Genomic DNA, 22115 nt, shown 5'->3' on the forward strand with positions numbered 1-22115 from the left:
CACCCCCACCGACATGGAAACCACGCAGCATGCCAGCCTCAAGGGCGGCGAATTCATCATCAAGCCGACCGATGCCCAGAGCGTGTTCACGCCGGCCGACTTCACCGAGGAGCAGAACTACATGCACCAAACCTGCCTCGACTTCGTGCAGGCTGAGGTGCAGCCTTTGCTCGAGCGCCTCGACAATCACGAGGAAGGCCTCATGCGCGGCCTGATGGAGAAAGCCGGTCAGCTGGGCCTGTTCGGTGTGAGCATTCCCGAACAGTACGGCGGGCTCGATATGGACTTCACCACGGCCCTGCGCGTGACTGAGGGCGTGGGCGGCGGCCACTCGTTCCCGGTGGCGTTTGCGGCGCACACGGGCATCGCCATGCTGCCCATCCTCTACTTCGGCAACGACGAGCAGAAGGCCAAGTACCTGCCTGGCCTCACCAGCGGCGAGCTGATGGGTGCATACTGCCTCACCGAGCCCGGCTCCGGCTCCGACGCGCTGGGTGCGAAGACCAAGGCCGTGCTCAATGCCGAAGGCACGCACTACGTGCTGAACGGTCAGAAAATGTGGATTACCAACGCCGGCTTTGCCGACGTGTTTATCGTGTTTGCCCAGATTGACGGCGACAAGTTCACCGGCTTCATCGTGGAGAAAAACACGCCCGGCCTGAGCCTCGGCAACGAGGAGCATAAGATGGGCATCAAAGGTTCTTCGACCCGCCAAGTGTTCCTAAGCGACGCGCAAGTGCCCAAGGAAAACGTGCTGGGTGAGATTGGCAAAGGCCACCTCATCGCCTTTAACGTATTGAACATCGGCCGCATCAAGCTGGCCGCCGCCTGCTTAGGTGCTACCAAAATGGCTTCTACGCTGAGCGTGAAGTATGCCAATGAGCGGGTGCAGTTCAAGCTGCCGATTTCGAAGTTTGGCGCCATTCGGCACAAGCTGGCCGAGCAGGCCATCCGCATCTACGCCGTGGAATCGGGCATCTACCGCGCTGGGGCCGACATCTACCGCATGGAGCAGCAGCTCATGGCCGAAGGCAAGGGCTCGAACGAAGCCCTGCTGGGCGCCGCCCGCGAGTTTGCCGTGGAGTGCGCCATCCTGAAAGTGGAGGGCTCGGAAGTGCTCGACTATGTGACCGACGAGGGCGTGCAGATTTACGGCGGCTACGGCTTCTCGGCCGACTACCCGATGGACCGTGCCTACCGCGACTCGCGCATCAACCGCATTTTTGAGGGCACCAACGAAATCAACCGCCTGCTGGCCGTTGACATGATTTTGAAGAAGGGCCTGAAGGGCGAAATCGACCTGATGGGCCCGGCCCAGGCCGTGCAGCAGGAGCTGATGAGCATTCCAAGCCTGAGCCAGGACGAGGAAACCGGCCTGTTCAGCAAGGAATACAAGACCATTGCCAACCTGAAAAAGGCGGTCCTGATGGTGGCCGGCTCGGCTGTGCAGAAGTTCACCGCCACCCTGGCCAAAGAGCAGGAACTGCTGATGAACATCGCCGACATGGCCATCAAAACCTACATCGCCGAGAGCACCTTGCTCCGCGTGGAGAAAGAAGCTGCCGCCAAAGGCGAAGAAGCCCTGGCCCTGCAAGCCGACATTGCCCGCGTGTACCTGGCCGACGCCGTGGACATTGTGGAGAAAGCCGGCAAAGACGCCATCGGCAGCATGGCCGAGGGCGACGAGCAGCGCCTGCTGCTCATGGGCCTGAAGCGCTTCACCAAAACCGAACTCATCAACGTGAAGGAGTCGCGCCGCCGCATCGCCGCCAAGCTGATTGAGGCGAACGAGTACGCGTTCTAGAACACGGATTGGCACAGAACTTCGATTCTGTAGCTGATAAAAAAAGGCCGCTCCTGGGTTCAGGAGCGGCCTTTTTTATTGTTGCGTGTGGAGCATTGGGTGTATATAGGAAAAATTATTTTTTGAAAAATTAAGATATGGAGAAGCCTTTTACGGCAAGAGCTGGTCTGGAAGAAAAGCACGGCGCGGCCGCCTTGCTTCAGGCATTTATCACTCTTTTTCTTTCTGTGTTTATGAAACCCTTTACTCTTTTCCTAGCCATGCTGGTGGCGGCGCTGGGTTGGCTGGCACCCACTGCCCAGGCACAAATCTGCGCGGCGCCCACCAATGTCAGCATGACCAGCAACTCCGATTCGACGGTACTGATAACATTCACGCCCTCTCCCAATGCAGTGAGCTACACCGTGCGCTACTTCTGGACCGGTGACAGTACCGCCACCGGCATCCGGACGATAACCACGACAACGTCGCCCGTATTCATCGCCGGGCTGCAGGTTGGGAGGTACTATGTAGTGACCATCAGCAGCAACTGCGCCGGGGGCGGCACTTCGGGGGGCACCACGCAGGTGGTGCAGGTAGGGGGCACGGGGCCGGTTTCCTGTGCTGCGCCCACCAGCGTGTCGGCCGTGGCGACTGGCGCCACGTCGGCTTCGGTTGGTTTTCCGTCGGTGTCCGGGGCCATCGGCTACCAGGTGCAATACTACCCGCTGGGCACGGCCCTGACGACGACCGTTAACACCCTGACTTCGCCGGTGGCGCTGACCGGCTTGCAGCCAAACACGCAGTACGGAATCCGCGTCATCAGCATCTGTGGTGCCGGGAGCCAGTCGGCGCCGGTCAGCACCACGGTGCGCACCAACGCCCCGACTGCTCCCTGCGGCACGGTTGGCAACGTCAGCACCTCTGTCACCACCAGCACGGCCACGTTAAATTTTGCTCCGGTTTCGGGCGCACAGAGCTACACTGTTCGGTACTATGCGGCGGGCGACAGCATTAACACGCAGACAATTTACACTTCCGGCTCGCCCCTCACGCTGAGCGCCTTGCTACCCAACACGAACTATGTGGTGCGCATCTATACCAACTGCACCAGCACCAGCACTTCGGGTCCGAGGCTGGTGACGCTGCGCACCCTTGCGGTGCCCGCGCCCTGCGGTGCCGTCACGAATGTGGTGGTAACGGCCACCAGCGCCTCCACAGCCACGGTCAGCTTCACGCCCGGTGTCAACAATACCAGCTTCACCGTGACGTATTACATGCCCAACGACTCGGCGCGCTGGGTGATATCGAACGCTTCGCCTGTCACCATCACCGGCCTGGTGCCCGGCCGCACCTACACCATTCAGGTGCGGAGCACCTGCGGCACCGGAGCCACCGTTATGTACACGGCCGGAGCCCCCATCACCTATTCGTTCCGCAGTGCGCTGAGTGCCCGGACGGTGCTGGGCACCGGCACGCTGGAAGTATTCCCCAACCCCGCCCACCACACTGTCAGCCTAGTGCTGCCGGCCGTGACCGGCGCTGCGCAAGCCCGGGTTACGCTGCTGAACGCTCTGGGCCAGCAAGTGCGCGAACTTACCTTGCCGCTGTCGGCCACGGAAACGCGGGCTGCGCTCAACTTGTCGGGCGTGGCGCCGGGCCTCTACACCTTGCGCGTGGCGGCGGGCGGCCAAACGGCCAGCCAGCGCCTGGCAGTGGAATAGTAGGCGGCCATTCCAAGTAAAAAAGGCCGCTCCTGATGCAGGAGCGGCCTTTTTTGTGAATGTTGCTGATGGAGTGGCTTATTCCTTTACCAGTTTCACGCGTTGGGTCTTGCCCTCAAGTGCGAAGTGCAGCACATAAAACCCGCGGGGCAGCTGGCCCAGTCCGTGTACCGTCAGTTGAGCAGCACCTGCCGGCACCTCCAATTCCTGCCTGAGCACCGGACGGCCGCTGGCATCGGTGAAAACTACCGTGGTGCGGACGGCCTGAGCAGCTTGCGTGCGCAAGTAAAGCACCTCCTTGAAGGGGTTGGGGCCGGCCACGGCTGCCACAACCGCGCTGCCAAACGCCACGGCCCGCGCCGGCGTGTAGGTGCTGGTGCCATCCAAGTCAAGTTGTTTCAGGCGGTAGTAGCGCGTGCCAGCAGCCAGTTCCGGCGCATCGACAAAGCGGTAAGCCTGCGCGGTGGTGCTGGTGGCACTCACGCTTGGCACGAAGCCCACCGCCCGGAATTCGTAGCCATCGGCCGAAGCTTCTATGCTGAACCCTTTGCTGTTGTGCTCGCTGGCCGTGGCCCAGCTGAGAAGGGCTTGATTGCCCTGGCGCACCGCCTCAAAGCGCGTGAGCGTAACCGGCAGCGGCGATGCCGTTACCTGGCCCAGCAGTTGCACGTCGCGCAGCAGGGCGTAGCGGCCGGCGCTGCTGCTGCCGATGCCGAAGTACACCCGCACGGTCAGCCTTTGACCGGGCGTGAGGGCAATGCCGGCGCTGGTAGCCGCCAGGGGCAAGCGGTAGGTGGTCGACAAGCCGCTAGTCTGGTTGGGCAGGTTGATAACGTTGTTGAAGGCTCCGTAATTGGCGGCGGGCAACGGGCCGCCGGGCACTGCTTTGCCGCCCGCCGCCACGTCGGTCGAGTCGGAAATGAAGTTGCTGCGCGAATACACCACCGCCAGACGGCCGTTGGCCGAGCCGTAGCCGGCCGCGCTCAGAATGAGCGAATCGAGCCGGATGGTATAGCCGCTGGCGGCCGTCACAACAAACTGCTCGTAGTATTTGCGGTTGACGGTTTGCACGTTGTCGGGCGTGGCGGGGCTGGAAGTCGTGTTCCAGGTGCCGGCCGCCGTAGGGCCCAGGCCCTGGCCATTGGCGCCGGAATAGGCCGGCACGCTGCTCACCGAGCCATCGGCCAGTTGCAGCCGGCGCAGGCTGGCCGTGCTGGCGGCCACCGCCGCCGAGCGCGTGGCCGCTTGGTCCTGCATATCGGCTTGCAAGGGCCATTGCTGCAACGCGGCCGACAACAGGCGCGTGGTGAACGTAGTGCTGAGCACTCCGCTCTGGCCGGCCGCGCAGGTGCTTTGCAGCGTCACGGTGTAGGTGGTAGCCGAAGCCAGGCCACTCAAAGCCACCGGCGAGGCCGTGGGCGCAGGCGTCACAGTCGTGACCGCGCCACCGGCGGGCTGGTACGTCAGCACGTAGGTGGTGCTGCCCGCCGCGGGCGTGAAGCTGACGCTGGCCGAATTGCTGGTAATGCTGCCCACGGCCAGGTTGGCGGGGTTGGCACAGGTAGGCGTGGCCTCGCCTTTCACGGCCACGGTTTTGAGCAGCGCGTAGCGGCTGCTGGTAGTGCCCAGCGCGAAATAGAGCCGAAAGGCAATGCTTTGCCCGTTGGTGAGACTGACGCCCGCACCCGCCGTCAGGGGCAGGCGGAACTGCGAGAACGAAGTGTTCTGGTTATTTACTGCCACCGGCGCGGCAGCCGAACCCAGGATATAGGTGCTGGTTGCAAAGCCATCGGTGGAATAGGCTATAGCCAGCTTGCCGTTGGCCGTGTTGTAGAAAGCCGACGACAATATCAGCGAATCGAGCCGCAACTGGCCGTTCGTCGCCGTCGTGGTAAACTCTTCATAATAAGCGGGCCGAATGGTACCGTTCCAGCCGGTGCCGTCGGCATTGGGCGCGGTGGCCTGGCCGTAAGCCACGGAGTTAGCGGTGTAGCCGGTCACGGTGGTTCCATCGGCGGCGGCCATGTTGGCGAAGGTGGGCGCACTGGCCGTCACGTTGGGCGAGCGGGTGGCGGCTTCGTCGTTGTTGTCAGCCGTTAGCAGCCAGCGCTGAAGCACCGAGGAACTGAGTGCGGCAGCGGCCGCCGTGGTAAGCGTTGTAGTAGCCGTGGTGCCGGCGCCGCCCGCGCAATTGCTGGTCACGCTCACGGTGTAGGTGGTGTTTGGTGTCAAGCCGCCCAAGGTCACCGGCCCCGCCGCAACCGTTTGCGTGCTCGAAGCAGGGGTGGTGCTGATGGTGTAGCTGGTGTTGGTGCCGGGGGCCGTGAACGTAAGCTGTGCCGAAGTGGCGGCAATGCTTCCTGCCGTTAAATTGCTGGCCGCCGCACACGGCGTGGCCACCACCGCAGCACTGACGCCTTTTGCCGTTACCGCTCGCAGTTGGGCTTGGCGAATAGCCGTGGTTGAACCAAGAGCATAATAGAGCCGGATGCTGAGTGTTTGCCCGGCGGGCACGGCCACACCCGTGGCGCCGTTCAAAGCCAGGCGGTAGGTGGTCGCGTTCACCACCGGCCCGCTCGTCCGATTGGGTACCAGCGTCGCATCAGTTGCCACCGTGGTGAAGGCGCCGGTAGCCGTGGCAGGCTGCGCGGTGGGCGAGGAGGCTGACCCCCCGGCCGGCAGCGTGCCCCCGGTCACTTCGCTTAGGGTAGTGAAGCCGTTCGTGGAATAGGAAACGCCAACCCGGCCATTTGCGCTGTTGTTAAAGGCCGAGGAAAAGATGAGAGAGTCGACGCGCAGGTTGTAACCGCTGGCGGCTACGATGGTAAACTCCTCGTATATCGTCCGGCTCAAGGTGCCGCTGGTCCAACCGCCGCCGTTGTTGCCGTTGGGCGAAAATGCCTGGCCTCGCGCTGTGGAATAGCCGGGTATGCTACCGCTGGTTGAAGAGCCATCAGACAGAGCCAGGCCGGCGAAGGTGGGCGTGCTCGCCGTCACGCCCGCGGCCGCTGTCGTGGCCACATTGTCGGCCGTGAGGGGCCATTGTTCCAGGATAACGCTTTGGGCCTGTCCGGCCAGTGGCAAAGCCAAGCCGATAAGAAACAGAGCCAGCCGCCGAAGCCGGTCCAGGGGCATTACTAAATGTAAAATTGAAGCCATGAAATAGAAAAAGAGGGTGGGATTACAGGTCTCCTGGCACGGAGACGTTCCGGCAAGGTCCTGAAATCACACCCTCAGTTCTATATTTTGCTTCAACTTTATTTCCGCAATCGATGTCGGGAACGTTGCCGGATACGCACTGTGGCTCGGACTCAGCTCTATTCAACTGACTCGATTGACCATCAAATAATTAATCGTGCTACTTGACCACAATTTTCTCCAATTGCAGCGCTGCTGATTTTTTACTCGGCCGGCTCACGCCCACAATGGTTTTCTCGCCCAGCCAGGCGGTGAAGTCTTTCACATAGGCCAGCTGCTGGTCGTCGGCCACGTTCAGCTTGAGGCGTTCGGGCGAGCCCACCACGCCGGTTTGGGCATTTACCCGGCGTAGGTACAGGTCCGATTTTTTGTCCCGCGTTTCCAGCGTGAGCAACTGCACCGTGTTGCCAAACACCGCCGCCCGGAAGCCGATGCCCGTGTAAGCGTCCACGGCCGGGGCCACCTGGTCTTTGGCCACCAAGCTGTGCCAGGTGGGCGACCCAAACTCATTGTAGCCGAACAAATGCAGTTCGCGGGCGTGCACCGGCGCCTCGCTGCCGCCTTCCTCGAAATGCTTTTCGGCTGCTACCACCAGCTGCTTATCAGCCGTGAGCAGCAAGTCGCTCAGATACAAGTCGTCCAGCCGCTTCACGTCGAGGCCGCTGGCCTTGCTTACCTCGGCCAGGTAGGCGGGCGTAAACCGAAACTCGGGCGAAAACTTCATGTCGCCGTTGCCGCTGAAGTCATACTTCACCACCTTCAGGCTGTAGTACTCGCCGGTTTCATAGTCGGCGCAGAGGGCGGCGGCGTACAGGCTGCCGTCGTTCAGCACCGTGAACTTGGCGTCGCGCACCGTCACGGCGCGCCCGCCAAACACCCCGCCCACCGGCACGCCCAGCACTTTCACATCGGTTTTGGCGCCGGGCAGGTAGCGGCGCACGGTCAGCTTCTTCATGCCGTCGCTCACCAGCGTCACGTACTGGGTGCCATCGTTGGCCACGTGCACGGCCGGCGAAAAAAAGTCGCCGATGTCGCGGAAGTCATACGTTTTTTCCTCCAGCTGCAGCACGTTCTGGTCAAAGAGTGTGGCCGCGATGCTCTTCACCTGCTGCCCCGTGGCGAAGTAGCGGAAAGCCAGCAGCCGGCTGCCGTCGGGCGAGATGGACACGCCGGGGCGCCGGTCGCGCGGGCTCGCGCTCATCACCACCTTAGCGGGGCTGCGCTGGCCGCTTTGCAGGTTCACGGCTACCACGGCCAGGTTCTGGCCGGCGTCGTCCTTATGGTGCAGCACCACCAGCGCCTGCTTGTCGCCCCGCCCGAAGGCTTCGAGGGTTTCGTCGGGGGCCACCGGAATGGTTGCGCTCCACTGCTTTTTCAAGTCGGCGTCGTAGCGCTCCACGGCGTAGCCGCCGGCGCTTTGGTGGGCCAGTATCACAAAGCCCGAGCCGTCGGCCAGGGGCAGGGTTTTGCGCGGCACCCGCATGTCGTAGCGGTCGGGGCCCTGCTCGGGCAGGTAGCTAAACGGGGTTAACTTCACTTTTTGTGCCCAGGCCGGCGCCGCGGCCAGCGCCCATCCCATCGAGCCCAGCAAGCAAGCCCGCCGCAGTAGTATTTTTGCGTGTGATTGAGTCATAAATTAATAATCTAGCTTCACTGCCTCTTCAAAAGTAGCTATTGCGCCGGTTTTTGGCCTTGTTTTCGCTACCTGCCTGTTGGCAGCGAGGGCGTTGATAAAAAAATGTTAGCCGAACCATAACACTATTTACCCCTCCCCCGTACAGGGAACCCGTTTACTTTGCGGTGGTCAACGAGGCTTAATCGAGGCCCTTTCTCCAGCGCTTTTCTACCGCCCATTTTCGCTTCTTGCTTCCCACCAGTTGGCTTGTAAAGTTTTGAGGCACTGCTTTGTTTAAAAACAGCGCGCCTCGCTATCTTTGAATCCGGCTGCTATATATAAGTATTATGAAATCACTTTTGAAGTTCTCGCTCTTATCGGCCCTCATCATTGGCGGTAGGTTTGCTAAAACGACAATACCTGCTACTGCGGCGCAGCCCAATACTTTTCAGGGCCGCCCCGATTCTTCCGTTGTACTGGTGCACCAAGTGCTCACTTCCGAACCCGTAAAGCCTGCCCAACACCCAGCCCCGTCGCAGCAGCAGAGTGGCAGTGGCCTGATAACAGAGCTGTTCTAACCGGAACCTCCCAACGACTTTCACCAAGTCGTTTTTTTTTGCCCGTACCAGATTAGCTGAGCGATGTGCTAGCTAATTCGGCTCCAATTCACGGCCGTAGCCGGCAAGCTCTCGATGTGGTGCCGGATGTTAGCATTCTCAGGATGCGCAAGGTTGGGGTCATCGGCCAGCAGGGCCTGGGCGGCGGCCCGGCTTTCGCTCAAAATGCGCCCGTCTTTGGCCAAATCGGCAATCAGCAGGTCGAGCACGCCGCTTTGCTGGGTGCCCATCAGGTCGCCGGGGCCGCGCAGTTTCAGGTCGATGTCGGCAATTTCGAAGCCGTTGTTGGTCCGCACCATCGTTTCGAGGCGGGTGCGGGCGTCCTTGCTCAGCTTGAAGCCCGTCATCAGGATGCAGTAGCTTTGGTCGGCGCCGCGGCCCACACGGCCGCGCAGCTGGTGCAGCTGCGACAGCCCAAACCGTTCGGCCGATTCTATCACCATCACCGAGGCGTTGGGCACGTTCACGCCCACCTCAATCACGGTGGTGGCCACCATTATCTGCGTTTCGCGCTTGATGAAGCGCTGCATCTCGTAATCCTTCTCCTCGGCTTTCATGCGCCCGTGCACGATGCTGATTTGCATCTCCGGGAAGGCCCGCGCCACGCTCTCGTAGCCGTCGGTCAGGTCCTTGTAGTCCATCGTTTCCGACTCCTCAATCAGCGGGTACACGATGTATACCTGCCGTCCAATCTTCACCTGGTCCCGAATAAACTCAAACACCTTCAGGCGGTTGGCGTCAAAGCGGTGCACCGTCACGATGGGCTTGCGGCCGGCCGGCAACTCATCAATCACGCTCACGTCGAGGTCGCCGTACAAGGTCATGGCCAGCGTGCGCGGGATGGGCGTGGCCGTCATCACCAGCACGTGCGGGATGACGTGCGGGTTTTTCTGCCACAGCTTCGAGCGCTGCGCCACCCCGAAGCGGTGCTGCTCGTCCATGATGGTCAGGCCCAGGTTGCGGAACTGCACCACATCTTCGAGTAGCGCGTGGGTGCCCACCAGCATGTGCATGGTGCCGTTGCGCAGCTCCTCGTGCAGCACGCGCCGCTCACTGGTCCGGGTGCTGCCCGTGAGCTTGCCAATCTTGATGCCCAACGCATCAGCGTATACCTTCAGGCCCACGTAGTGCTGGTCGGCCAGAATCTCGGTGGGCGCCATCAGGCAGCTTTGCGCGCCGTTGTCGGCTGCCATCAGCATCGAAATGAAGGCCACAATGGTTTTGCCCGAGCCTACGTCGCCCTGCAGCAGCCGGTTCATCTGCTTGCCGGCGCAGAAGTCCTTGTAAATGTCGTGGATAACGCGTTTTTGCGCCCCAGTCAGGTCAAAGGTGAGGTGGTTTTTGTAGAAGTCCACCAGCGTAGGCACTTCCTTGAAAATCTGCCCGGCCAGCGTCACCTTGCGCTGGTCGCGCTGCCGCAGCAGCTTGAGCTGCACAAAAAACAGCTCCTCAAACTTCAGCCGGAACTTGGCCGCCGCCAGCAGCTCCGGGCTCTGTGGGAAGTGAATCTGCTGCATGGCCTGCGCCTTGGGCATCAGCCCGTACTGCTGAACCAAAGCCGGCGACAACGACTCCCGAATGTGGGGCTGGGCCAGCTTCAGCAACTCGGCCACCATCCGCATAATGGCCTTGCTGTCCACGCGGTGGTAGTTTTTGAGCTTCTCCGAAGTGTTGTACACCGGCTGCAGAAAGCTCTGGCCGGGCTTGTTCTCGCTCACCTCCTCCAGTTCCGGGTGCGCCATCTGCGGCCGGCCGTTGAACATCGTCGGCTTGCCAAAAACAATGTACTCCTGGTTGTTCTTGGCCACCTGCTGCACCCACTTGATGCCCTTGAACCACACCAGTTCCAGCTCGCCGGTGCCGTCGCCCACTTTGGCCGTCAGGCGCTGCTTGGGGCCTTCGCCAACCAGCTCCTTGCCGCGCAGCATGCCGCGCACCTGCACATAAGAGAGGTCATCGTGGAGGTCGGCCACCTTGTACACCTGCGTCCGGTCGAGGTAGCGAAACGGGTAGCGCTGAATCAGGTCGCCGTAGGTGAACAGGTTTAGCTCCTTGCCCAGCAACTGCGCCCGCTGCAGGCTGCCCACCGAGCGCAAAAACTCCAGACGGGTGTTGAAAAAACTCATTTAACAATTGACGTTTATCATTTAATAACCATTTATCAATCAACGGTCTATACACAGGTTTGCCCAGCCAAGCTGTTAAATGTCAATTGATAAATGTTAAATGACTACTTATACTTAAGGGTGTTCAGCATCTGCACCATGTCTGCCTTCACGTATTCAATCACCGGGGCCAGCGAGTCATTGGCCGTGGCCGTGCGGAAATAGAGCGCGCCGCGCAGGAAGTGCTTGGTGCTGTCGGTGGTGTAGAACTGAAACTGGCTCGGCACCTCGCCCTGCAACTCAAACACCGACGCCTTCATGCCACTCGGCGTCCGCAAAATCCGCTCATCAATGGCCGTGGCCTTAATTTCATGCTTGCCGGTGAGCTTGCGCGCGTCCTCCATCATCTTGTTGTAGAGGCGGCGGTCGCGCTGCACGTCCATGTATGTAATCTGCACGTTGGCGTGCAGCTTGGGATAGTACACGTTCAGCCAATGCGGCTGGGCCATGTACGAAGAATCGCGCTTTATTACCGCTTCCGTCGAGTATTCAAACTCGTATGGGTGCCCGCCCCCCAACATCTGGTAGCGGTGCGCCGGCAGGTCGATGCGGTTGTAGCCCTTGGGCTTAGGCGTGAAATCCGGCGCCGATGAACAGCCCGCCAGCAGCCCCAGCCCCATCAGCAACACCACGGTTGAAAAATATCTCATGCAAAAAGCGGCTTCAGCCTGAAATAGCCCAGCCTTCCTAACTTCAAAGGTAACCAGTCCGGCAACGAAAAAAGCCCCGGCACAGTGCCAGGGCTCCTTACTAATAATCGATTTGGATAACTGCAGCCACAGGCCCGTCAGTCCAACACCCGGTATTCAGAACGGCAGCTGGTCCAGCTCCGGCTCCTGCCGGAAGGTCTGCTGCGCTTCGGCGGGGGCCGCGCCGTTGGACTCAGCGGCCGCGCCGGCGCCCTGCGGACGGCCGCCCAGCATCGAAATCTCGTCGGCGATGATTTCGGTGATGTAGCGCGTCTGCTGGTCTTTATCCTGGTACTGGCGGGTGCGCAACTTGCCCTCGATGTACACCTGCTGGCCCTTCTTGAGGTATTTATCAGCCATGTCGGCCAAGCCGCGCCACGCCGAGATGTTGTGCCACTCGGTGCGTTCCACGCGGTTGCCTTGCTTGTCCTTATAATAGTCGTTGGTGGCGAGGGTGAAGTGAGCCACGCTCACACCGCCTTCCAAATGGCGCACTTCGGGGTCTTTCCCCAGGTTGCCTACCAAAATCACCTTGTTCACTCCGGCCATATTATTGCACGTTAGGAAATACAGAATCGAGCAAGCCACCCGGCTTGTTCTTGTCTCAAATATAACAGCTTAAATCATAAAAGCAATATTATTTGCTAATAATTTTTGCTGAAAAATCTAAAAATATTGGTTAGCGTGTGGTCCTAATATTCTGCTCCACATAGTTAGCAATAAGCTGCGGTTTCGGCAGCGCCTCAATTTCGGTCACCGAATAAGCACGGAGGCCTAGGTCCCGCACGGTAGCTTCGGGCAGCGCTTCTGCTAAAGCCATAGGGTGAAAGCGCACCTCTAGTTTCTGGTGGCTCAGCACATGGCGGTAGGCCGCAGTGGGCTCGGCTGCCTGGCTCGTGTCCAGCGCAGCGCCAAGAGCGTCGAGGTGGCGGCTCAGCTCCGCTGCCGGCAACTCCGGCTCAGTAGTTTCGGCCAAGGCAAAATCGTAGAGGCCCTGCCAGATGTCCTTTTCGCGCCGCTCGCGCAGGTAGGTTTGCTCGCCGTGGCGCAGCACGAAATAGTGGAAGTAGCGCGTGCGTGCAGCTTTAGCTTTGCTTTTTACCGGTAGCAGCGAAACTTGCCCGTGCTGAAACGCCCAGCAAGTGCTTTGCAGGGGGCAAAACAGGCAGTCGGGCTTAGCGGGCGTGCACTGAATGGCCCCAAACTCCATTATGGCCTGGTTGAAATCGGCCGGTGCGGTAGCGGGGATGTGCTGGTCGGCCACGGCCTGAAACTCCTTCCGCGAGCTAGGCGCCGCAATGTCGGAGTGCAGCCCAAAAATGCGAGCCAGCACCCGGTACACGTTGCCGTCGAGCACGGCCACGGCCTCATCAAATGCAAAGGAGGCAATGGCCGCGGCCGTGTAGGGGCCAATGCCGCGCAGCTTCAGCAACTCCGCGTACGAGTCAGGAAATTTGCCGCCGTATTCGGCCACTACTTGCTGGGCAGTGCGGTGCATGTTGCGGGCCCGCGAGTAGTAGCCCAGGCCCTGCCAGTAGCGCAGCACCTCAGCCTCGGGCGCGGCCGCTAAGTCCTGCACCGTAGGGTAGGCTGCCAGAAAGGTTTCATAGTAGGGGAGGCCCTGAGCCACACGGGTTTGTTGGAGAATTACCTCCGACAGCCAGATGGCGTACGGGTCGCGGGTATGGCGCCAGGGCAGGTCGCGGTGGTGGCGCGGATACCAGGCCAACAGGGCCGACGCCAGAAAGGAAGGATGGGAAAGGGTTTTTGCCAAAATTTTGAAAGAGAATAATTTGGGCCCAGCCTTTGTTTAGGAGGGTACATTGGTAAAACGAAAAAATGGGGTTACCTTTGTGGCCCCAATTCGAGGGCGAACCGCCTACCAGGCAAAGGCTTACGCTGGAATTCGGGATTTTTTTGCCTAAAAACGTAATTTTTTCAACCACCTAAGTACCATACCAACGTGACTAAAGCTGAGGTAATCGCCGAAATCTCCACCAAGACCGGCATCGAGAAAGCAGACGTATTGATGACTGTTGAGGCTTTCTTCAAAGTCGTGAAAGATTCCATGACTGAAGGCAACAACATCTATGTTCGTGGCTTCGGCTCATTTGTCAACAAAAAGCGCGCCCGGAAAGTGGCCCGCAACATTTCGAAAAACACGTCGCTCATCATCGAAGAGCACTACATCCCGAGCTTCAAGCCTTCGAAAACCTTCGTAGCTAAAATCAAAAACAGCAAGAAAGTAAAATCGACTGCTGCTAAAGCCTAATTATTTAGTGGTTAGTGGTTAATGGTTAATGATTAGCAAAACTGACCATTAACCACTAAGCACTAACCACTGAAAAACTGCCGGCCGCGCCGCCGGTGTCTTTCCCGCCAGGGAAAGCCCGGCGGCCGGTTTTTTTCAGCCATGGCCACTACCTCCCGCTCTGCTTCGCACCAACTGGTTGTCCTCGCTGCCGCGCTCGCGCTGGTGGGAGGGCTTTTTGTGTTGCCGAAAGGCATCATGAAGCCCAAGGAAAGCCGTTCGGAACTGAGCAAGGATGCGGCCGCCACGGCCAACCGCGACGGCGGCGGCTCCAAGACCAACGGCTCCAAAACGGAGGCTTCTTCAGGCCCGGTACCGGCCACGGCCACCGATAACGGTGGCGCGCACTCCGACGATGACGGGCACGACCATAGCGCCACGGGCACCGCTGCTGCGCCGCACACCGCCGCCACCGCTGCCCAGCGCCAGGAACTCAACCGCCTGCTGAAGGAATACGCCGCCGCCCCCAACGCCGCAGCCAAAGCCACGGTGGCTACCACCCTGGCCCGCCGCTACAACGGCGTGGAACGGTTCGACAGCGCCGGCTATTACCTGGAACAAGTGGCCCTGGCCAAGCCTACTGCCGCCAACTGGCAGCAGGCCGCCGATGCTTACTACCAGGCGTTTAGCTTTGCCGCCACCGATGAGCGTGTTAAATTGCTCGGCGGCAAAACGCGTGAGCTGTACGCCAAGGTGCTGGAGAAAGAGCCCGGCAACCTCGACGCCAAAACCAACCTCGGCATGGCCTACATGGCCTCCGACAACCCTGTGCAGGGCATTTCCTACCTGCGCGAAGTGCTGGAGGCAGACCCCCGCAACGAGAAGGCCCTGTACAACATGGGCATCCTGGCGGTGCAAAGCAACCAGTACGACAAAGCCGTGCAGCGTTTCAAGGATTTGGTGAAAATCAACCCGAAAAACGTGAACGGCCAATTTTACCTTGGCGTAACTTTGGCCCGCACCGGCGCCAAAGCCGAAGCCAAGCAGGCATTCCTCACCGCCAAAACCCTCAGCAACGACCCGGCGCTGGCGGCCTCGGTAGAAGAGGAAATTGCCAAACTGAAATAACAAAGACTCAAACAACCACCAACTTAACCCCCAAGCATCATGCCCTGCGGTAAAAAAAGAAAGCGTCATAAGATTGCCACCCACAAGCGCAAGAAGCGCCTGCGCAAGAACCGCCACAAGAAGAAGTAAGCCTCACGGGGCGTAGCGGCGGCCGGCAGTTTTCCTAACGGGAAGGGAGCCAGCTGCCTATCTCTCACGTAGCCTCCTGGGTGTGGCCGCGTTGGGCGCTTTTCCCGTGGCTCGCGAGGGAAGCCAGAACTTAGGGTTCTGGCTTCCCTTTGCCGGTTTCGGGGTAGTGCTGCGGCGACGCGCAGGTGCAGGTTACTTTAACTAAATCAAGGCTTTGAGTAATGAATTAGTCATTAATTCTACTCAGGAAGGCGAGCGGATTGCGTTGCTGCAAGACAAGCGGCTGATTGAATACCATTTCGACCGCAACGACACCAACTACTCGGTTGGCGACATCTTCCTGGGCACCGTGAAAAAGGTGATGCCCGGCCTGAACGCAGCTTTCGTGGACATTGGCTACGAAAAAGACGCGTTTTTGCATTACGGCGACCTCGGCGAGCAGTACAACTCGTTCACGAAGTGGGCGCGCACCGTGCAAAGCGGCCGCGCCACCAGCGCTGGCCTCGAAAAATTCACGTTTGAACCCCCGCTCGACAAAGTGGGCAAGGCCGAGAACGTGTTTAAGAAGGGCCAGCAAATTGTAGTTCAGATTATTAAGGAGCCCATCTCAACGAAGGGCCCCCGCGTGAGCACCGACATTTCGATGGCCGGCCGCTACCTCGTGCTGATGCCATTTTCGAACACCATCAGTGTGAGCAAAAAGATAGTGAGCAAAGCGGAGCGCGACCGGCTCAAGCGGCTCATTGCCAGCATCAAGCCCGACAACTTCGGCGTCATCATCCGCACCGTGGCCGAAGGCCGCGAAGTGGCCGAACTGGACAAGGACATGCAGGACATGGTGGCCAAGTGGGAGCAGCTCTACAGCACGCTCCGCACCGCCAAGCCCAACGACAAGGTGCTGGGCGAACTCGGCCGCACCTCCTCCATGCTCCGCGACATGCTAAACGAGTCCTTCGACAGCATCATGGTCGACGCGCCGACGATGTACGAGGAGATGCGCGACTACATCCAGAAAATCGCGCCCGACAAGCTTGGTTTGCTGAAGCTGCACAACTCGAAAATCAAGATTTTCGAGCAAACCGGCATCGAGAAGCAGCTCAAAACGCTGTTTGGCAAGACCGTGACCGTGCCCGGCGGCGGCTATCTCGTCATCGAGCATACCGAAGCCCTGCACGTCATCGACGTGAACTCGGGCAGCAAGAGCAACCAGGAAAACGACCAAGAGGCTACTGCCCTCATGATTAACATGCTGGCGGCCAAAGAAGTGGCCCGACAGCTGCGCCTGCGCGACATGGGCGGCATCATTGTGGTCGACTTCATCGACATGCGCTCGGCTGAAAGTCGCAAAAAGGTGGAAGATGCCGTGCGCGACGTGATGAAGCACGACAAAGCCAAGTTCACGGTGCTGCCCATCACCAAGTTTGGCCTGCTGCAGATTACCCGGCAGCGGGTGCGCCCGGCCGAGAACATCGTGACCGGCGAGGTATGCCCCACCTGCGGCGGCACGGGCAAGATTTCGGCCTCCATCCAAGTAACGGACGACATCGATAACAGCATCGACGACCTGCTGGTGAACCAGAACCAGTCGGGCATCACGCTGTCGGTGCACCCGTTCCTGCACGCGTACTACACCAAAGGGTTGGTTTCGCGCCAGATGAAGTGGTACCTCAAGTACTACAAGTGGGTGAAAGTGGTTAAGGACAGCAGCCTGGGCCTGACCGACTACCGCATCGAAGACGAACGCGGTGAGGAAATTCAGCTGCGCAGCCAGTCTGCTGCCATGAGCCGCCTGCAGGACCGCGAAGTGCAAATCGAGGATTAGCGTCTCGCGGTTTATTGTTGTTTGCAACAACGAAAAAGCCCCAGCCTCGTGAGAAGCTGGGGCTTTTTGCTGACCGTAAGGGTTTAGAATTTAATACCCAAGTCAAGGCCAAACGAACTGTTTTTGATGGTCACGTCGGTGAAGTCGCGTTTGCTTTCAAAGTAGTGGTCGATGTCGACCAGGCCGCGGTGGTAGCCGATGCCGGCGAAAAGCTTGGTGCTACTGCCCAGCGCGTACTCGACACCAGCGCCCACGAGGGCATCGGCGTCGAAGAAATACATGTAGTCGCCGGCTTTGTTTTCGGTACCGGTGGCGGGGTCGGTGTAGAACTTGCTGCTGTTGATGCGGGTGCCAATGGGCACGTTCAGCGAACCGCCCACTTGGAAGTAGAGACGAGTGGCCGTCGCAATCTCATTCGTGAACAGCTTGACCGTGAGAGGCAACTGCAAGTATTGCGTGGTCATTTTATACGAGTTCTGAAACGCATTGCCCACGCCGTTGCCGTTGTTGTAGAAGTCGGTGTAGCGAATGCTGCCCCCTTTTCCGGCCAACTCTAGGCCGGTGCTGAACGCGTAGTTTTCGCCGAAGAAATAATCGACCACCAAGCCGCCGCTGAAACCTAGCTGGCTGCCGTCGCTGGCGAAGGCATTTTTGGAAGCCGATTCGGCCCGCAGGCTGGTGATGGCGGGAGAAACTTTAAGGCCAATTTCGACCTGGGCCGAGGCGGTGCCAATGGTAGCAGCAGAGGCTAGCGCGGCGAGGAATAGTTTTTTCATGCGTACGGGATATGGCTACTGCGGATGGAACCCACCGACTGCCGGCAGGATTTGGCTATTTTTACGCCAAAGTAACGAGCGTGAATACGAATAATTTCGCCTGGCGGCGTTGGCTGCCCCTGTTTTTAGTAGGAAGCCTCGGCCTGGCGGCTTGCAACAAAGGCCCGGCCGAAGGCTGCCGTGAAGATGCCGCGGCTGACGCCGCCGCTGTGTCCGTGCGGCTGAAGCGTCTGGAGCAGCCCTTTTTTGCCATTAAGACGTCATCCGATGCCCAGCGTTTTATGGACGCCAACCCGGTCTTTGCGCGCTACTACTTGCAGCGCCAGCCGGCCGCAGAAAAGGAGTTGGAGAATGGCCTGACGCAACTGGCCACCAACGCAGCGCTGCAGCAGTTGGGCCGCGAAACGGCGGCGGCCTTCCCCGATAGTGCGGCCTTGCGGCACGATTTGGGCGAGCTATTCCGGCGGGTGCACCACTATTTCCCCGATTTTCGGGTGCCGCCGGCCAATACCTACGTGAGTGGCTTTCTGGCCAAGGACATTTACGTGAACGACAGCCTGTTGGTGATGAGCTTGGACTGGTTTGTGGGCCCCAAGGCCAGCAAGCGGCCCGACCTGCCGCAGTACATGCTACGTCGCTACACGCCCGCCGGCTTGATGCCACTGCTGGCGCACAACGTGTCGAGCAAATACAACCGCCACGAGTTGACCGCCAATACGATGCTGGATGCGATGGTGCATGAGGGCAAGGCTCTATACTTCGCCAGCCAGATGCTACCCTGCGCCCCCGACTCGCTGCTCATGGGTTATACCCGGCGCGAAATGGTGGGCCTGGAGGCCAACGAGCCCCGCGTGTGGGGGCACTTCCTGGAGAAGAACCTGCTGTATTCGACCACGCCCTTCTTGCTGCAGAAGTACGTGGGCGAGCGCCCCAACGTGCCCGAAATCGATAAAACCTGTCCCGGACGGGTGGGACAGTGGGTGGGACTGCAAATCGTGCGCAAGTACATGGCGCAACACCCCGGCGTGTCGCTGGGCCGCCTGATGGCCGAGAAGAACGCCCAGCGCATCCTCAACGAGTCGCACTACCGGCCCATGAATGAATCGAAATGAGGAATGCAGGGCTCACATCGTGAGCGTTCTGCGATTGCGGCGGCATAATCAGGATGAAAGGTTTTCACTGACCCATGCACATTGCCGTTTTTAGCCAGTACCACACCAGCCCCGACTGCCCGGCTACCAGCCGGCACTACACGTTGCTGGCGCACATTGCCCGCACGCACCGGGTGACGCTGCTGACCACGCCCGCCTGGCGTAGCCAGCAGCTGACGCATGAGTTTCCGTGGGTACCAGCCGGGGTGGAAATTCGAGAGGCGAACATTCCTTACGACAACAAGATGGGGCCGGCCCGGCGGGCCTTGGCGTTTGCGCAGTACGCGGGCTGGGCAGTGCGCGAGGGCTTGCGCATTGACCGTCCCGACGTGATTTGGGGCATTAGTACACCGCTCACGGCGGCCTGGGCGGCGGCGCAGGTGGCGCGCTGGCGGCGGGTGCCGTGGGTATTCGAGGTGCAGGATTTATGGCCGTCGTTTCCCATTGCCATGGGAGCGGTGCCCACGGCGCTGGCCCGGCAGCAACTGTTTCGGCTGGAGAAACGCCTGTACCAAAGCGCACGGCACGTGCTGCCGCTCTCGCCCGACATGACGCGCTACGTGACGAATTTGGGCATTGCGCCCGGAAAGGTCACGACCGTGCTGAATGGAACAGACCTGGAGCTAGCCGCCCGCGCTACCCCCGAAGCGGTGGAGCGCCTGCGGCAGGAGCAGGGCCTGGCGGGTAAAAAAGTCATTCTCTACGCCGGTACCTTCGGCCGCGCCAACGATATCCCAACGCTGGTGGCTGCCGCTGAAGCTATGGCTGCCACCGAGCCGGACGCGGTGTGGCTTTTTCTGGGCCATGGCTTTCACGAGCCGCTGATTGCGGCGGCGGCGGCGCGCTGGCCGGGGCGCATCCGGCTGGTAGGTGGCCAAGCGCGGCACGAGGTGTTTAGCTGGTTTGCGCTGGCGGCGGTGTCGATGGTGTCGTTTCTGGATATGCCGGTGCTGGACACCAATTCGCCTGCCAAGCTTTACGACTCGTTGGCCGTGGGCACGCCTGTCATCGTCACAAACCGGGGGTGGACCAAAGCCTTGGTTGAGCAGCACGGCTGCGGCTGGTACGTGCCCGCTGGCGATGCTGAGGCGTTGGCCGCACAGCTACGCCAGCTGCTAGCACAGCCCGACATGCTGCTGGAAGCTGGAAACCGGGGACGACAATTGGCTACTCGGGAATTTGACCGCCACCAATTGGCCGCAGAAGTGCAACAGCTTTTAGAGAGAGCAGCCCGCACGTTGTTGTACTAGGGGCATCGCGTTTTGTGCCGCCATGTACTCGCAATTGAACTTTGTGTGCTAAAAACCGCAGTTTTGGGCAAATAGGAGAGACGTTCACGGCTTATCTGGCAGCGGTACGTAAGCCGCAGCTTTGCCAAAATGCTTCTCAGAATAGGCGCAGCTGGGCGCCAGCGGGCAGATGTTGCACTTGGGAGAGCGCGCCACGCAGATGTAGCGGCCGTGCAAAATCAGCCAGTGGTGGGCTTTGGGAATGACGTCTTCGGGGATGTACTTCACCAGTCCTTTCTCCACGGCCAGCGGCGTAGTGGCCGTTTTAGGCACCAGTCCGATGCGGTGCGACACCCGAAATACGTGCGTATCGACCGCCATGGTGGGCTGGTTGTATATAACAGATGCCACCACGTTGGCGGTTTTGCGCCCCACCCCGGGCAGGCGCTGCAACTCGTCGAGCTGGCTGGGCACTTCGCCGCCGAAGTCCTGTGTCAGCATGCGGCCCAGGCCGGCCAGGTGCTTCGCTTTGTTGTTGGGGTAGGAGATGCTGCTGATGAAGGGCAGGATTTCCTCGGCCGACGCGGCGCCGAGGTGCGCGGCCGTCGGAAACTGCTGCAGCAAGGGCGGCATCACCATGTTCACGCGTTTGTCGGTGCACTGCGCGCTCAGCACCACGGCCACTATCAGCTCATACGGGTTGCCGTAAGCCAGCTCGGTTTTGGGCTCTGGAAAATTGGTAGTGAAATAATCGATGAAATATTGAAATCGGTCGGCGCGGCGCATGGCGTTGTAGTGGGTGCCCCACAAAAGTAAACGGTCATGCCGGGCGCAGCCGAAGCCTCTGGCGTGAGTCGAAATCCAAGGGGCCGGATTTACGCTTGCACGCGAGATGCTTCGGCTGCGCTCAGCATGACCGATTTTGGGTGCTTATAAGGTTTGCTAACCCCGCTGCTTCCGGCTTCGCTGCAAGGGCTGCAGTGGGTGCCAGAGAAAATTGAACGGACTTAGGATTTGGCTAAAAAAGTACGCGAGTAGCGCAAAATGGCCTCGGAGGTTCGGGCCCGCGGCTCGCGGCGAACGCCGTCGAGGGCCCGCTGGGCCAAAAGGAGGTCGGCGCACGTGGCTGCCAGTTCCGGGTCGTGCTGCAACGACTCCTCTACCTCGCGCTGCCTTTCAGGAGGCAATTCTTTGTACACATACTGGAGCAGTGTCGAATGGGGTAAGGTTTGAATCATAATCGAGAGAATTTGCGGTCATCTTCTTCCGCAGGTTTATCAGCGCATAGCGCATCCGGCCCAGGGCCGTGTTGATGCTGACGCCGGTTGCGTCGGCAATTTCCTGGAAGCTCATGTCGCCGTAGTGGCGCATCAGCAGCACCTCCTTTTGGGCGGCGGGCAGTTCCTGAATTAACGCCCGGAGGCGGGTATGGGTTTCCTCGCGGGCCAAGATGTCGTCCGGGCCGTCGTCGGCGAGGGTGAGGGTGTTGCTCAGTCGGTCGTTGTCGCTGAGGCTCACGTGGGGCGTGCGCTTGCCGCGGCGGAACGAGTCGATGGCCAGGTTGTGGGCAATGCGGCAAATCCAGGGGGCAAACTTGCCCTCTTCGTTGTAGCGCCCGCCTTTCAGGGTGTGAATGGCTTTAATGAAGGTGTCCTGCAACAGGTCCTCGGCCACGTCCTCATCGCGCACGATGAGGAGGATGGTCGTGAACACACGACTGCGGTGCCGCTCCAGCAGGATAGCGAAGGCGGATTCCTGGCCAGCCAGGTAGAGCGAAATGAGCGCGGAGTCGCTCGGTTGCAAGAGGTCCATAAAGGGCTACGGAATAAGGGAACGTA

Annotated in this window: 17 protein-coding genes; 8 read left to right on the forward strand and 9 right to left on the reverse strand. The window is 60.0% G+C overall.

Features of this window, described 5'->3' with window-relative positions; translation table 11 throughout:
* Positions 1-13 precede the first annotated feature (13 nt).
* Positions 14-1804, forward strand: coding sequence for an acyl-CoA dehydrogenase family protein (locus tag MTP16_RS09020; protein ID WP_243518526.1), 1791 nt, complete (start codon positions 14-16; stop codon positions 1802-1804).
* A gap of 233 nt (positions 1805-2037) precedes the next feature.
* Positions 2038-3507 carry a fibronectin type III domain-containing protein gene (locus MTP16_RS09025; RefSeq protein WP_243518529.1) on the forward strand — a complete coding sequence of 490 codons (1470 nt, stop codon included), beginning with the start codon at positions 2038-2040 and terminating at the stop codon, positions 3505-3507.
* Positions 3508-3585: 78 nt separating this feature from the next.
* Here the strand turns inward: MTP16_RS09025 and MTP16_RS09030 are convergent, their stop codons facing one another.
* Positions 3586-6666: a fibronectin type III domain-containing protein gene (locus MTP16_RS09030; protein ID WP_243518532.1), complete on the reverse strand. Its 3081-nt coding sequence runs from the start codon at positions 6664-6666 to the stop codon at positions 3586-3588.
* 199 nt (positions 6667-6865) lie between these two features.
* Positions 6866-8242, reverse strand: coding sequence for a hypothetical protein (locus MTP16_RS09035; protein ID WP_243518534.1), 1377 nt, complete (start codon positions 8240-8242; stop codon positions 6866-6868).
* Between the two features lie 425 nt (positions 8243-8667).
* Between MTP16_RS09035 and MTP16_RS09040 the strand changes: the two genes are divergently transcribed.
* A complete protein-coding gene (locus tag MTP16_RS09040) occupies positions 8668-8898 on the forward strand; it encodes a hypothetical protein (RefSeq protein ID WP_243518536.1) in 231 nt (76 codons plus the stop codon).
* A gap of 68 nt (positions 8899-8966) precedes the next feature.
* Here MTP16_RS09040 and recG read toward each other — a convergent pair whose 3' ends face one another.
* The 4 genes from recG to mutY form a co-directional block, all read right to left on the reverse strand.
* Complete coding sequence (gene recG / locus MTP16_RS09045; RefSeq protein WP_243518540.1) at positions 8967-11063, reverse strand: ATP-dependent DNA helicase RecG; 2097 nt, start codon at positions 11061-11063, stop codon at positions 8967-8969.
* A 104-nt stretch (positions 11064-11167) separates the two neighbouring features.
* A complete protein-coding gene (gene gldD / locus MTP16_RS09050; RefSeq protein WP_243518543.1) occupies positions 11168-11752 on the reverse strand; it encodes a gliding motility lipoprotein GldD in 585 nt (194 codons plus the stop codon).
* A 156-nt stretch (positions 11753-11908) separates the two neighbouring features.
* Positions 11909-12340 (reverse strand): single-stranded DNA-binding protein, encoded by a 432-nt coding sequence (locus tag MTP16_RS09055; protein WP_243518546.1) that lies wholly within the window; start codon positions 12338-12340, stop codon positions 11909-11911.
* A 130-nt stretch (positions 12341-12470) separates the two neighbouring features.
* Positions 12471-13565: an A/G-specific adenine glycosylase gene (gene mutY / locus MTP16_RS09060; protein WP_243518548.1), complete on the reverse strand. Its 1095-nt coding sequence runs from the start codon at positions 13563-13565 to the stop codon at positions 12471-12473.
* A gap of 189 nt (positions 13566-13754) precedes the next feature.
* Here mutY and MTP16_RS09065 point away from each other — a divergent pair, with 189 nt between their 5' ends.
* From MTP16_RS09065 to MTP16_RS09075, 3 genes are all read left to right on the forward strand, one after another.
* Positions 13755-14063, forward strand: a complete 309-nt coding sequence (locus MTP16_RS09065) for an HU family DNA-binding protein (RefSeq protein ID WP_196286816.1) — start codon at positions 13755-13757, stop codon at positions 14061-14063.
* A gap of 141 nt (positions 14064-14204) precedes the next feature.
* Positions 14205-15170 (forward strand): tetratricopeptide repeat protein, encoded by a 966-nt coding sequence (locus MTP16_RS09070; protein ID WP_243518551.1) that lies wholly within the window; start codon positions 14205-14207, stop codon positions 15168-15170.
* 343 nt (positions 15171-15513) lie between these two features.
* Entirely contained in the window at positions 15514-17121 is a 1608-nt protein-coding gene (locus MTP16_RS09075; protein ID WP_243518554.1) for an Rne/Rng family ribonuclease, read from the forward strand.
* Positions 17122-17204: 83 nt separating this feature from the next.
* Here the strand turns inward: MTP16_RS09075 and MTP16_RS09080 are convergent, their stop codons facing one another.
* A complete protein-coding gene (locus tag MTP16_RS09080; RefSeq protein ID WP_243518558.1) occupies positions 17205-17897 on the reverse strand; it encodes a porin family protein in 693 nt (230 codons plus the stop codon).
* Positions 17898-17977: 80 nt separating this feature from the next.
* Between MTP16_RS09080 and MTP16_RS09085 the strand changes: the two genes are divergently transcribed.
* Positions 17978-19009, forward strand: coding sequence for a gliding motility protein GldB-related protein (locus MTP16_RS09085; RefSeq protein WP_243518561.1), 1032 nt, complete (start codon positions 17978-17980; stop codon positions 19007-19009).
* 74 nt (positions 19010-19083) lie between these two features.
* Positions 19084-20298 carry a glycosyltransferase family 4 protein gene (locus MTP16_RS09090; RefSeq protein WP_243518564.1) on the forward strand — a complete coding sequence of 405 codons (1215 nt, stop codon included), beginning with the start codon at positions 19084-19086 and terminating at the stop codon, positions 20296-20298.
* Positions 20299-20382: 84 nt separating this feature from the next.
* Here the strand turns inward: MTP16_RS09090 and nth are convergent, their stop codons facing one another.
* Together nth and MTP16_RS09100 are read right to left on the reverse strand one after the other, a co-directional pair.
* Positions 20383-21063 carry an endonuclease III gene (gene nth / locus MTP16_RS09095; protein WP_243520021.1) on the reverse strand — a complete coding sequence of 227 codons (681 nt, stop codon included), beginning with the start codon at positions 21061-21063 and terminating at the stop codon, positions 20383-20385.
* A gap of 390 nt (positions 21064-21453) precedes the next feature.
* On the reverse strand, positions 21454-22089 hold the full coding sequence (locus MTP16_RS09100) for an RNA polymerase sigma factor (protein WP_243518567.1): 636 nt from the start codon (positions 22087-22089) through the stop codon (positions 21454-21456).
* Between the last annotated feature and the right edge of the window lie 26 nt (positions 22090-22115).

The sequence above is a fragment of the Hymenobacter monticola genome (genome assembly GCF_022811645.1).
In the GTDB taxonomy this organism is placed as follows: Bacteria; Bacteroidota; Bacteroidia; order Cytophagales; family Hymenobacteraceae; genus Hymenobacter; species Hymenobacter monticola.

Excerpts from the sequence above, each read along its gene's own strand:
- MTP16_RS09020 (WP_243518526.1), top strand. The coding sequence starts at position 14 with ATGGAAACCACGCAGCATGCCAGCCTCAAGGGCGGCGAATTCATCATC.
- MTP16_RS09025 (WP_243518529.1), top strand. The coding sequence starts at position 2,038 with ATGAAACCCTTTACTCTTTTCCTAGCCATGCTGGTGGCGGCGCTGGGT.
- MTP16_RS09030 (WP_243518532.1), bottom strand. The coding sequence starts at position 6,666 with ATGGCTTCAATTTTACATTTAGTAATGCCCCTGGACCGGCTTCGGCGG.
- MTP16_RS09040 (WP_243518536.1), top strand. The coding sequence starts at position 8,668 with ATGAAATCACTTTTGAAGTTCTCGCTCTTATCGGCCCTCATCATTGGC.
- recG (WP_243518540.1), bottom strand. The coding sequence starts at position 11,063 with ATGAGTTTTTTCAACACCCGTCTGGAGTTTTTGCGCTCGGTGGGCAGC.
- gldD (WP_243518543.1), bottom strand. The coding sequence starts at position 11,752 with ATGAGATATTTTTCAACCGTGGTGTTGCTGATGGGGCTGGGGCTGCTG.
- MTP16_RS09055 (WP_243518546.1), bottom strand. The coding sequence starts at position 12,340 with ATGGCCGGAGTGAACAAGGTGATTTTGGTAGGCAACCTGGGGAAAGAC.
- MTP16_RS09070 (WP_243518551.1), top strand. The coding sequence starts at position 14,205 with ATGGCCACTACCTCCCGCTCTGCTTCGCACCAACTGGTTGTCCTCGCT.
- MTP16_RS09080 (WP_243518558.1), bottom strand. The coding sequence starts at position 17,897 with ATGAAAAAACTATTCCTCGCCGCGCTAGCCTCTGCTGCTACCATTGGC.
- MTP16_RS09090 (WP_243518564.1), top strand. The coding sequence starts at position 19,084 with ATGCACATTGCCGTTTTTAGCCAGTACCACACCAGCCCCGACTGCCCG.
- nth (WP_243520021.1), bottom strand. The coding sequence starts at position 21,063 with ATGCGCCGCGCCGACCGATTTCAATATTTCATCGATTATTTCACTACC.
- MTP16_RS09100 (WP_243518567.1), bottom strand. The coding sequence starts at position 22,089 with ATGGACCTCTTGCAACCGAGCGACTCCGCGCTCATTTCGCTCTACCTG.